Source organism: Vibrio chagasii, from assembly GCF_024347355.1.
GTDB lineage: Bacteria > Pseudomonadota > Gammaproteobacteria > Enterobacterales > Vibrionaceae > Vibrio > Vibrio chagasii.
In genome coordinates this window covers 388729-400846 of sequence record NZ_AP025465.1, presented here as the reverse complement: position 1 = coordinate 400846, position 12118 = coordinate 388729, and the positions used below count along the sequence as shown (strand labels likewise).

The 12118-nt window shown below is 44.3% G+C and carries 12 protein-coding genes; 9 read left to right on the top strand and 3 right to left on the bottom strand.

All coding sequences use genetic code 11. The features are described 5' to 3' along the window. The first annotated feature begins 91 nt into the window (after positions 1 to 91). The 3 genes from leuC to OCV52_RS01815 all read left to right on the top strand — a co-directional run bounded on the left by leuC (position 92) and on the right by OCV52_RS01815 (position 3071). On the top strand, positions 92 to 1504 hold the full coding sequence (leuC, locus tag OCV52_RS01825; protein ID WP_137407198.1) for a 3-isopropylmalate dehydratase large subunit: 1413 nt from the start codon (positions 92 to 94) through the stop codon (positions 1502 to 1504). A 14-nt stretch (positions 1505 to 1518) separates the two neighbouring features. Then, positions 1519 to 2121 (top strand): 3-isopropylmalate dehydratase small subunit, encoded by a 603-nt coding sequence (leuD, locus tag OCV52_RS01820; RefSeq protein ID WP_137407199.1) that lies wholly within the window; start codon positions 1519 to 1521, stop codon positions 2119 to 2121. 167 nt (positions 2122 to 2288) lie between these two features. After that, positions 2289 to 3071: a DUF547 domain-containing protein gene (locus OCV52_RS01815; RefSeq protein WP_137407200.1), complete on the top strand. Its 783-nt coding sequence runs from the start codon at positions 2289 to 2291 to the stop codon at positions 3069 to 3071. Positions 3072 to 3163: 92 nt separating this feature from the next. On the opposite strand, the gene OCV52_RS01810 is transcribed toward OCV52_RS01815, so the two are convergent. Together OCV52_RS01810 and djlA are read right to left on the bottom strand one after the other, a co-directional pair. Further along, a complete protein-coding gene (locus OCV52_RS01810) occupies positions 3164 to 3709 on the bottom strand; it encodes a DUF924 family protein (RefSeq protein WP_137407201.1) in 546 nt (181 codons plus the stop codon). Positions 3710 to 3770: 61 nt separating this feature from the next. After that, positions 3771 to 4622: a co-chaperone DjlA gene (gene djlA, locus OCV52_RS01805; RefSeq protein ID WP_137407202.1), complete on the bottom strand. Its 852-nt coding sequence runs from the start codon at positions 4620 to 4622 to the stop codon at positions 3771 to 3773. 149 nt (positions 4623 to 4771) lie between these two features. On the opposite strand from djlA, the gene lptD reads away from it, so the two are divergent. From lptD to OCV52_RS01775, 6 genes are all read left to right on the top strand, one after another. Further along, positions 4772 to 7105: an LPS assembly protein LptD gene (lptD, locus tag OCV52_RS01800; protein WP_137407203.1), complete on the top strand. Its 2334-nt coding sequence runs from the start codon at positions 4772 to 4774 to the stop codon at positions 7103 to 7105. A gap of 43 nt (positions 7106 to 7148) precedes the next feature. Next, the gene (gene surA / locus OCV52_RS01795; RefSeq protein ID WP_137407204.1) at positions 7149 to 8444 is read left to right on the top strand and encodes a peptidylprolyl isomerase SurA; all 1296 of its coding nucleotides are present in this window, start codon (positions 7149 to 7151) and stop codon (positions 8442 to 8444) included. Next, positions 8434 to 9423 (top strand): 4-hydroxythreonine-4-phosphate dehydrogenase PdxA, encoded by a 990-nt coding sequence (pdxA, locus tag OCV52_RS01790; RefSeq protein ID WP_137407205.1) that lies wholly within the window; start codon positions 8434 to 8436, stop codon positions 9421 to 9423. The genes surA and pdxA overlap by 11 nt, the downstream gene beginning before the upstream one ends. Continuing rightward, the gene (gene rsmA, locus OCV52_RS01785) at positions 9420 to 10235 is read left to right on the top strand and encodes a 16S rRNA (adenine(1518)-N(6)/adenine(1519)-N(6))-dimethyltransferase RsmA (protein ID WP_063523468.1); all 816 of its coding nucleotides are present in this window, start codon (positions 9420 to 9422) and stop codon (positions 10233 to 10235) included. The genes pdxA and rsmA overlap by 4 nt, the downstream gene beginning before the upstream one ends. Positions 10236 to 10323: 88 nt before the next feature. After that, the gene (gene apaG / locus OCV52_RS01780) at positions 10324 to 10704 is read left to right on the top strand and encodes a Co2+/Mg2+ efflux protein ApaG (RefSeq protein WP_004740817.1); all 381 of its coding nucleotides are present in this window, start codon (positions 10324 to 10326) and stop codon (positions 10702 to 10704) included. 27 nt (positions 10705 to 10731) lie between these two features. Further along, on the top strand, positions 10732 to 11535 hold the full coding sequence (locus OCV52_RS01775; protein ID WP_137407206.1) for a symmetrical bis(5'-nucleosyl)-tetraphosphatase: 804 nt from the start codon (positions 10732 to 10734) through the stop codon (positions 11533 to 11535). 78 nt (positions 11536 to 11613) lie between these two features. Here OCV52_RS01775 and folA read toward each other — a convergent pair whose 3' ends face one another. Then, positions 11614 to 12093: a type 3 dihydrofolate reductase gene (gene folA, locus OCV52_RS01770; protein WP_137407207.1), complete on the bottom strand. Its 480-nt coding sequence runs from the start codon at positions 12091 to 12093 to the stop codon at positions 11614 to 11616. Positions 12094 to 12118 lie beyond the last annotated feature (25 nt).

Sequence of the window (12118 nt, the reverse complement as noted above, 5' to 3'; positions counted from 1 at the left end):
TACATAAGAATAATATCCAGCCAAGTCATCCAAAGTGCCTGACTTGGCTAGAAACAAACACTGGGACTGATGCTCCCAAGGAAGAAAAGCTATGTCGACAAACCAGCAAGCCAAAACCTTATACGAAAAAGTTTACGACGCGCACGTTGCAGTAGCAGCGGAAGGCGAAAACCCGATTCTTTACATCGACCGTCACCTAGTCCACGAAGTAACGTCACCTCAAGCCTTTGATGGCCTGCGTGAAAAGGGACGTAAAGTTCGCCAAGTAGGCAAGACTTTCGCGACCATGGATCACAACGTATCCACACAAACCAAAGACATTAATGCTTCTGGCGAGATGGCGCGTATCCAAATGGAAACGCTATCAAAAAACTGTGAAGAGTTTGGTGTAACGCTTTACGACCTAAACCACAAATACCAAGGTATTGTGCACGTAATGGGCCCTGAACTAGGTATTACTCTACCGGGTATGACTATCGTTTGTGGTGACTCGCACACCGCAACACACGGTGCATTTGGTTCTCTTGCATTCGGCATCGGTACTTCAGAAGTTGAGCACGTGCTAGCAACTCAAACGCTGAAACAAGCTCGCGCTAAAACCATGAAGATCGAAGTAAAAGGTAAGGTTGCTCCAGGCATCACTGCCAAAGATATCGTGCTAGCGATCATCGGTAAAACAACAGCGGCTGGAGGTACTGGCTACGTGGTTGAATTCTGCGGTGAGGCAATTACCGACCTTACAATGGAAGGCCGCATGACGGTATGTAACATGGCTATCGAGTTGGGTGCTAAAGCAGGCTTGATTGCACCGGATGAAACCACCTACGAATACATCAAGGGTCGTAAATTCTCTCCAGAAGGTGAAGAGTTTAACGCTGCCGTTGAATACTGGAACACACTAAAAACCGATGCTGACGCAAAGTTTGATGCTGTAGTAACTCTAGAAGCCGCAGACATCAAACCACAAGTAACTTGGGGCACTAACCCTGGTCAGGTAATTTCTGTTGATGCACCTATCCCAGCACCAGAAAGCTTCGCAGACCCTGTTGAAAAAGCATCGGCTGAAAAAGCACTGGCATACATGGGCTTAGAAGCGGGTAAATCTCTATCAGATTACAGCGTAGATAAAGTATTCGTTGGCTCTTGTACTAACTCTCGTATCGAAGACATGCGCGCAGCCGCTGCAGTAGCGAAAGGTCGCCAAGTAGCAAAACATGTGCAAGCGCTTATCGTTCCGGGCTCTGAGCAAGTAAAAGCTCAAGCTGAAGCTGAAGGCTTAGATGTTATCTTCAAAGAAGCCGGTTTTGAGTGGCGTTTACCAGGTTGTTCTATGTGTCTTGCAATGAACAACGACCGTCTTGGTCCACAAGAGCGCTGCGCGTCTACATCAAACCGTAACTTTGAAGGTCGCCAAGGCCGTGATGGTCGTACGCACCTAGTTAGTCCTGCAATGGCTGCAGCCGCAGCGATCGCTGGCCACTTTGTCGATATTCGTGAACTTTAATTAGAGGATTTAACATGTCAGGTTTTCAACAACACACCGGATTAGTCGTTCCTCTAGATACGGCCAACATCGATACTGATGCGATCATTCCAAAGCAGTTCCTACAGAAAGTGAACCGCATTGGTTTTGGTAAGCACTTATTCCATGACTGGCGCTTCCTAGACGATGCTGGCGAACAGCCAAACCCAGAATTCGTGATGAATGTTCCGCGTTACCAAGGCGCTTCAATCCTGCTTGCTCGTGAAAACTTTGGTTGTGGTTCATCTCGTGAACACGCACCTTGGGCACTTGCTGATTACGGCATCCAAGTGATGATTGCGCCAAGCTTTGCAGACATCTTCTACGGTAACTCAATCAACAACCAAATGGTTCCTGTTCGATTGACTGAGCAAGAAGTGGATGAGATTTTCCAATTCGTAGAAGCGAACGAAGGCGCAGAGGTTACCGTTGATCTAGAAGCAATGAAAGTGAGCGCAAATGGCAAACAATACTCGTTTGAAATTGATGAGTTCCGTCGTCACTGCCTACTGAACGGTTTAGACAACATCGGTCTAACGCTGCAGCACGCTGATAAGATTTCAGAGTTTGAAGCTAAGATTCCTAGCTTCCTAAAATAATGAGACGTTTCTGAATAAATCCAAAGGTTGGCCAAGTGCCAACCTTTTTTATTTGGTTCAGCTTTAGTCTAAAGTGTCTACAAACTCTGATCTGTTATTTAACTAAAGAGCCATGAAAGAAAATCGTAAAGCATAAGGTCTTAGTAGTCAGCTATCAGGAGAATGCCATGAAACAACTACTCGTTATTATCAGCCTACTTTTTTCAACCTTAGCTTGGTCGGCACCTAAGTCTGAACTGTGGCCGTACTGGAATCAAAGTAATGAGGCCAACTCAGAACAAGTTTCTCATCAAAGCTGGCAGCAATTCCTCGATAGCTACTTGGTTAAACAAGGGCAAAATACGTTAGTTCGTTATCAAGCAGTGACCGCTACAGAGAAGTCAAAGCTGAAACAATACATCAAGCAGTTAGAGCAGATGAACCCACTCGAGTACCCAAAAGCAGAGCAGTACGCTTACTGGGTCAATCTATACAATGCCGTGACTGTTGAATTAATTCTCGATGCCTACCCAGTAAAATCTATCACTAAACTCGGCGGTCTGTTTAGCTTTGGGCCATGGGGAGATGATGTCGTATCAGTAAATGGTAAATCACTGACACTCAACGACATTGAGCACCGCATCCTAAGACCAATATGGCGAGATCCACGTACACACTACGCCGTAAACTGTGCCAGCCTAGGGTGTCCAAACCTCCAGCCTCAAGCCTTTACTTCTGACAACACCGAAACTCTACTGGAACAAGCAGCCTCTGAGTTTGTGAATAGTGACAAAGGTGTGGTGGTTAAAGGCAATAAGCTCCAGCTATCATCGATTTACGAGTGGTTCGCAGTGGACTTTGGTAACCAACAGCAGCTGATTCAACACTTAGATCAATATCGAGCTGAGCCTGTAAAGAATACCGACAAAATTAGCTATGAGTACGATTGGTCACTCAACCAAGCAAAATAGCTTGCTGCCAGTCGCTCACGACTAAAACAAAAAAGAGGCTAGTGGTATATTAACCACTAGCCTCTTTTCATCTATTTCACTGTGTTCTAGAGCTAAAAACTTGAACCAGGCAGCTGCAAGAATTCAACTTCTTCGGGAGTCGAAGTTCGCCCTAGCACTTCATTACGGTGAGGGTAACGACCAAAACGCTCAATGATAATCTTATGCTTAAACTCAAAATCAAGATTATTTTCTAAGCCAGTTTGAGAAAACAACTCAATCGCCAGCTCATGAATTAACAGTGACTCACTGTGCATGTAAGGCATATACAGAAAGCTTTTCTGTTGCTGACTAAGTTGATGGTCAAAGCCACCCGCTACCGCTTCCTGCGCCAATGCTAGCGCCATAGGGTCAGCTGAAAATGCAGCAGGGCTATTTCTGCCGATGTTTCTTGAAAACTGGTCCAATACAATAATCTCAGCTAAGCGCCCTTGTGCAATTTGTCGCCATTCAAACAGCTCCCCCTGAGTTGCAGCTTGGTGTAAATCCGAGAATCGCTCTTTAATCAAAGCATCAATGTGGTCACCACCAGTAAACCAATCCTTTGGTGTTAGCTCATCAAACCAAAAGTCCAGAACGTCTTGATAACTGATAGACATATTTATTCCTTTAAATAAAAAAGCCGAGTAACTTCTTAGCATTACTCGGCTTTGTACTCGATTACTTAAACCCTTTGACCTTCTTAATTAGGTCGTAAGCATTTTGAATTTCTTGTGATTTCTCTTTCGCAACGTTCATCATTTCAGGCGGTAGACCTTTCGCCATCAGTTTATCGGGGTGATGCTCATTCATCAGCTTACGGTAGGCCTTTTTAACTTCTTTACCTTCCGCGTTCTCGCTCACACCTAACACTTTAAACGCGTCGGCCAACTGGTTCTGTTGTGATGCTTGTTGCCAACCTGACGACTGCCCTTGATGACCACCACCGAAGCTTCCACCCTGCTGTTGAAAACGGAATGCCGCCTCTTGCATCTGCAAGCGGCGTTCAAGTTGCTCTGCAGAAAAACCAAGGCCTTGAGCAATCTTATGAAGAACCTGACGCTCACTTGGATGCAAACTTCCATCAGCGAATGCAGCTGAAACTTGAAGCTCCAAGAAGAACTGAAGAAGGTCAAAACGCCCACCCGATGAGATTTTGACTCGTTCAAGGACATCATTTAACGGGAAGTCACTCTCTTTTCCTTCGCGGAATGCATCTTGCGCCGCTCTGCGTTGCTCACCATGAAGATTCATACGCTCCATCATAGTAGAAGCGAGTTGAATCTCTTCTGGCGTAACCTGACCTTTCGCTTTGGCAACATGCCCCATAACCGCAAATGCAGATTTGAAAAACTCGTTTTGTCTTTCAGCTTGGTTTGGACCACGCCCAAAACCAGAGGTGTTGAACCCAGATTGGTTCAATCGGCGAGCTTTATCGAATTGGTGTCCTAAAAATAGACCAAAAACTAAACCAAGTGGCCCTCCAAATAGAAAGCCAAAGAAAGCGCCCAAAATTTTGCCAAATATTTGCATTATGTGTTCTCTATCTATGAATTTTATCTGAGTAATGCTGTCTGATGATGCTGAATGCTAATATTTCCTTTATCATAAGGAAAATGCTTTATTTATTGGATTGATACTAGATCAACCCTTCATCTAGTGACACAGGATAGTTCAACTTCATGCAATCTTTTTCCCGCACCTTGTTAGCCGCGTCTATAAGTACGGCGTTATACGTGTCGACAACTCAAGCTGAAACAATAACCGATAGTAGTGTGCAGGAAATGCCCTCTATAGATCAATGCTTGATCGAGCCCGCTGCAGAAAACGAGACTCAACTACCCGCTCATGTTGAGTCCGATCGCTTAGAGGCTATCAATGGTGACAAGGCAATATATTCAGGTGACGTAAGAGTTACGCAAGGAAACAAGACCATCCTTGCTGATAACGTAACTCTGCACCAACAAGAAAACATCGTTGTAGCTGAAGGCAACGTAAACTTTAGTGATGGTCAAATTAAATCAATATCAGACAGAGCAACAAATAATCTGACTACTGATGAAATGACGCTAGAAAACACCGACTACGAATTTCTTTGTGAACCAGGCCGTGGCAATGCTGTTTATATCGCGAAAACAGGTAAAGCTGTTTATGAAATCGAAGATGGCTCAATCACCTCTTGTCCTATTGGGGACAACGCTTGGCGCCTGAGAGCATCAAGTATCGATGTTGATCAAGACGAAGAACAAGCCACTTTTTATAACCCGCGTTTTGAAATTCAAAGTGTCCCTGTATTTTACTTGCCTTACCTAACCGTTCCTATTGGCGATACACGTAAGACAGGTTTCCTTTATCCAACCGTGTCATACGGTTCAAGCGACGGCTTTGAAGCCGAGATCCCAGTGTATTGGAACCTGGCACCAAACTACGACTTAGAAACCACCTTCAAGTACATGCAAGAACGTGGAACGCAACTGAACAGTAAATTCCGTTACTTAAGTGATTTCGGTTCAGGTAGCATTAAGTCTGAATACCTACCAGATGATAAGAAGTTCAAAGATAAAGGTGACCGCTGGGGCGCGCAGCTAGAGCACACAGGGATTTTCCAAGAGTCGTGGTTGTTTGAAGTTGATTACTCCAAAGTCAGTGACATAGATTACTTTACTGACGTTAGCTCAAGTAGTATCGGTAACCGTGAAGATGGTCAACTATTGCAGGAAGGTCAAGCGACTTACCGTTCTCACAACTGGGATGCGTCAGTGCTTGTTCGAGACTTCCAAGTCCTTACAACGAGTAATAACCTACCATACCGCCTAATGCCGCAGCTTGAGTATAATTACTACGCTCCAGAAGTAATGGAATATTTAGATTTCGATATGATCAGTCATGTATCGGTATTTGATACCGATGCCAAGGGCAAGCCATCTGCGACTCGCATCCATGTAGAGCCGGGTATAACTATACCAGTAGGAAATACTTGGGGTACGTGGACAACTGAAGCTCGACTACTTGGTACATACTACCAACAAGATCTTGATGGCGTTGATAAAACAAGTGATGAATACAAAAATTTAGAAGAATCGGTAAGTCGAGTTATACCTGAATTTCGAAGTCATGCTGGTATCGTTCTTGAGCGTAATACTACTATCGTTGGCAACTACACTCAAACACTCGAGCCACAGGTTCAGTATTTGTATGTACCAGAGCAAGAGCAAAGTGATATTGGCTTGTACGACACTACACTATTACAAACAGATTATTACGGCTTATTTAGAAGTCGTAAATACAGTGGCGTAGACCGCATTGCTGCGGCAAACCAAATCAGCTATGGCGCCTCATCTCGCTTCTTTGATGATGAATATAAAGAGCGCCTCAATATCTCTTTCGGCCAAATTTTTTATATCGATAAAGATACAAAACAGACTTTAGACAACGACGACTCTGATAATCAAACTAATTATTCGTCTTGGGCTATTGAAGTGGATTTCAACTATGATGACTACCTGTTCTATCATGGTGGTGTGCAATACGACATCGATACCACAGCCATGCAGCTCGCAAACAGTACATTAGAATACCGTTTCTCTAGTGGCTACATACAAACCAATTACCGTTATGTAACAGAAGAGTACATAAATGAAACGGTAGATTTTGACGTATCATCAATAACAAGAGACGGTATTTCACAAGCGGGGTTACTTGGTGCCTACCAAATTTCACCAAAGTGGAGCACCAGTGCTCAATATTTCTATGACTTAACCACACAAGAAGATCTAGAGTGGTTAGCACGTTTAAACTACAAATCAGATTGTTGGTACATCGGATTTACCTATAGTAACCGTTTGACGAATAACATTAGCGTTCCAAATACTACTCCTGAATACGAAAACAACTTCAGTGTGAACTTCGGTATTATTGGCTTTGGTACCAATATCGGCTCAGACTCAGGCGCAATTGGGGAAAGCAGTTCTGATAACTCTCTGAGCTACGGTCGTCCATTCTTCTTAAATAACTAATTTTCTTTATTGATAACGCATCAGTAAGTTTAAAGGATTACACATGACATTGTGGAAACGCACATTAATCGCTATCGCAGCAGCTTGCACTGTATCAACAAGCTTTGCTACGCCAGTTGAACTCGATAGCGTAAGAGTGATCGTAAACGAAGGCGTGATCTTACAGAGCGACATCGATACTTCGATGAAAACTCTACGAGCAAACGCGAAGAAAAGCGGTCAGACATTACCATCTCAAGACGTACTTGATGAGCAAGTACTAGAAAAGCTGATTATCGATACCATCCAAACTCAAGAAGCGGAACGTATCGGTGTTCGTATTGATGATGCTCGACTTGATCAAGCGATTGAAGGCATCGCCAAAGACAACAACCAAACCGTAGAACAACTCACTGCATCAGTTGCAGAAGAAGGTCTGAGCTACAACGCATTCCGTGAGCAAGTAAGAAAAGAGATCGCGGCAAGTGAAGCCCGTAACGCTCTTGTTCGTCGTCGTATCAACATCCTTCCAGCGGAAGTAGACAACCTAGCAGATATTCTTGCTCAAGAGACTAATGCGACTGTCCAATATAAAATTGGCCACATTCAACTTCGTTTCAACGACGACCAAACCAAAGAAGAACTAGAAGCTCAAGCAAAAGAACTTGTAGAAGAGCTTAACTCTGGTAAAGACTTCAGCACCATGGCTTATACTTACTCTAAAGGCCCTAAAGCCCTACAAGGTGGTGATTGGGGTTGGATGCGTAAAGAAGAGATGCCAACCATTTTTGCAGACCAAATCAAAATGCAAAATAAAGGCAGCATCATTGGTCCTTTCCGCAGCGGTGTCGGCTTCCACATTCTAAAAATTGAAGATGTGAAAGGCTTAGAGACAGTAGCTGTTACTGAAGTGAATGCTCGTCATATCCTGATTAAACCAACCGTAATCCTTAGCGATGACGGTGCGAAAGAGCAACTTGAAGAGATCACTCGTCGTGTGAACGCAGGCGAAGCAAGCTTTGGGGATATGGCTCAGCAATATAGCCAAGACCCGGGCTCAGCCGTTCAGGATGGTGAGCTAGGCTACCAAACACCGGATTTATACGTACCTGAATTCAAGCACCAAGTAGAAACACTGCCGGAAGGTAAAATCAGTGCACCATTTAAAACGGTTCATGGTTGGCACATTGTCGAAGTACTGGACCGTCGCGAAGTTGACCGTACAGATTCCGCTTTAAAAAACAAAGCTTACCAAATTTTATTTAACCGTAAGTTCAACGAAGAAGCAGGAGCTTGGCTGCAAGAAGTACGAGCGAGTGCCTTTGTTGAAATGGTTGAGGACGACAAAGATGACAACTAAACGTATTGTCATTACCGCGGGTGAACCAGCCGGGATAGGCCCAGATTTGACTCTGGCCTTATCTCAAGAGAGCTGGCCTCACCAACTTGTGGTTTGTGCAGATAAAAACCTTCTCGTGGAACGTGCTGAACTACTTGGTATCGAAGTAGAGTTGTTAGATTACGACGCTGCTGCACCAAAGCAACCGCAACGCTCTGGCACACTGGTTGTGAAACACATCCCACTTGCTGAAAGCGCTGTTGCAGGCCAACTTAACGAAGCTAATGGTCATTACGTATTAAATACTTTAGAAACCGCAGCAATTGGCTGTATGAATGATGAATTTGATGCTATTGTCACCGGCCCCGTTCATAAGGGTGTAATTAACCGAGCTGGCGTTGCTTTTAGCGGCCATACCGAGTTCTTTGCAGAGAAGTCCAACACGCCACTTGTAGTAATGATGTTGGCAACAGAAGGGCTGCGTGTTGCATTAGTGACAACACATATCCCACTAGCAGATGTATCTCAAGCAGTGACTGAAGACAGGTTAGAGCAAATCATTGCGATTCTGAATAAAGATTTGGTCGAAAAATTTGCGATTGAGAAACCAACTATCTACGTATGTGGTTTGAATCCACATGCCGGTGAAGATGGTTGTTTAGGACGTGAAGAGATCGAAACCATCACCCCTACGCTAGAAAAAATTCGTCAAAAAGATGGGATTAATTTGGTTGGCCCATTGCCAGCAGACACCATCTTTAATGAAAAATATTTGCAAGATGCAGATGCTGTTTTAGGTATGTATCACGACCAAGTACTCCCGGTATTGAAATACAAAGGGTTTGGTCGCTCAGTGAACATCACGCTTGGCTTACCGTTTATTCGTACATCAGTCGACCACGGTACCGCCTTAGACTTGGCCGGGAAAGGCCAAGCCGATACAGGGAGCTTTAGAACAGCGCTCACGCACGCCATTGAATTAGTAGAGAAAAAGCAATGAGAAATGATGTCCACTTAGGACACAAAGCGCGTAAACGTTTTGGTCAAAACTTCCTTAACGATCCATACATTATTGATGGCATCGTATCTAGCATTAACCCACTACCAGGTCAAAACCTAGTAGAAATCGGTCCAGGCCTTGGCGCAATTACTGAGCCGGTAGGTAAGCTTGTCGATAAATTTACTGTTATCGAATTGGATAGAGACCTTGCAGAACGTCTTCGTAACCACCCGGACCTAGCTGATAAGCTGACGATCCACGAAGGTGATGCGATGAAGTTCGACTTCGAGCAACTTGTTAAACCAAACAATAAGCTTCGTATCTTTGGTAACTTGCCATACAACATCTCGACACCGCTGATGTTCCACCTTTTTGAATTCCATAAAGACATTAAAGACATGCACTTTATGCTACAAAAAGAAGTGGTGAACCGCCTAGCTGCAGGCCCTGGTAGCAAAGCATACGGTCGTCTGACAGTGATGGCTCAATACTACTGTAAAGTGACACCAGTACTGGAAGTGCCACCAACGGCTTTCGTTCCGCCACCGAAGGTAGATTCTGCAGTTGTGCGTCTTCAGCCATACGAAGTGCTGCCTTACCCGGCTAAAGACCTAAAATGGCTAGATCGCGTATGTCGTGAAGGATTTAACCAACGTCGTAAGACAGTTCGTAACTGCTACAAGAGTCTGATTGATAAGGACGTACTAGAAGAGCTTGGCATCAACCCAAGCATGCGTCCTGAGAACCTAACACTCGAACAGTTTGTCGATATGGCGAACTGGTTGCACGACAACCACAACGCTGACAAATAAAATAAAAAGGCTCCTACACTTCGGTTAGGAGCCTTTTTTATGTAATACTTTAATTACATTAAGTATATCAACAACAAAAGGTGCGAATATGGATATATCTACGCCTTGTATCAAATGCCAGGTTCACTCTAAGTACATAGAGGAGCAGTCTGAGCCTACGAAGAATCGTTATGTCTTCGCCTACATCATTACTATCAAAAACCTAAGTAAAAGTACGGTTCAACTCATGTCACGTCGCTGGTTAATTACCGACTCTAACGGTAAGCAACTGACCATTGAAGGCGATGGTGTGGTTGGTCAGCAACCAATTATCGAGTCCAACGACGAATACACTTACACCAGTGGTACCGTTATCGAAACGCCCGTAGGCGTTATGCAGGGTCATTATGTTATGACCGATCACAAGGGCATCGATTTTATTGCCGAAGTCGACCCATTCAGACTCGCCATTCCTAACATCCTTAACTAACCACCTTTGCAGCCATAGGAAAATACTGTGTCTAATTATATTGTCGGAGACATCCAAGGATGCTTCGACGAACTTCAGTTATTACTCGAAGCCATCAACTTTAATCCACAACAAGATACCTTATGGGTTGCTGGTGACTTAGTTGCCCGAGGTCCTAAGTCTCTAGAAACACTTCGCTTTATTCGTGGTTTAGGTGACTCGGCAAAGGTGGTATTGGGCAATCACGACCTACACCTGCTCGCGGTATCTCTAGGATTGTTTCCAGCAAAGCCTAAAGATAAGACGCAAGCTATCCTAGATGCCGAAGACCGTGAGTCGCTACTCGAATGGTTGAGACAGCAGCCGTTAATTCAAGAGCACCCTGAGTTCATAATGTCTCATGCGGGTATTTCGCCACAGTGGAACCTTGAAAGAGCTCGCATAGAGAATCAAAAAGTCGTCGCCCTATTACGCTCGGATAAATGGCAGTGGCTCATCGAGAATATGTATAGCAATACACCCGATCTATGGGACGTGAATTTGCACGATATTGAACGGTATCGTTATGCGATTAACAGCCTTACCCGAATGCGTTTCTGCTTTACCGATGCTCGGCTTGATATGGCATGCAAGCTACCACCAAGTGAAATTACTAATGAACCATTGGTGCCATGGTTTGACCTTCCACAACGTATAAAGCTCGATAAAACGGTTGTTTTTGGCCACTGGGCTGCACTTGAAGGCTATCAAGGTAAAGATGTGATAGGGCTAGATACTGGGTGTGTTTGGGGAGGAGAGCTGACTGCGCTTCGTTGGGAAGACAAACAGTTTTTTACTCAAAAAGCGTTATAAAAACGAGATACGAGATACGAGATACGAGAAGCTTGCGCTACTGATTTCGCAGCGCAAGCGTTTCTAACACCATGGACCTTAACGTTCGAGGATCACAAACTCCATATTGTGTTTGTTTTTCTCATCCGCTTGATACATATCGTGAAAGCTCTGCTTCCAACCTTCCCCCCAATCTGGGAATTGAGTATCACCATCAACATCAAAATCGATATAAGTCAGGTACAGCTTATCTGCTTTAGGTAGGCAGCTTTCATAGATTGAGCCACCACCGATGATCATCACCTCTTCAACATCGCTGACTAACCCCAGAGCTTTTTCAATTGAGGTAACCGTTGTCACACCTTCAATTTCCAAGTTCGCATCACGGCTAATCACAATGTTCAATCGACCAGGTAAAGGACGACCGATCGAATCATAGGTTTTACGGCCCATGACTACAGGCTTCCCCATCGTTGAGCGTTTGAACCATGCGAAGTCCGCAGGCAAGTGCCAAGGCATCTGATTATCTTTACCTATTACACGGTTATTGGCCATTGCTGCAATCATACTGATGATCATAAATCGAAAGTCCTGTCCTTAACTG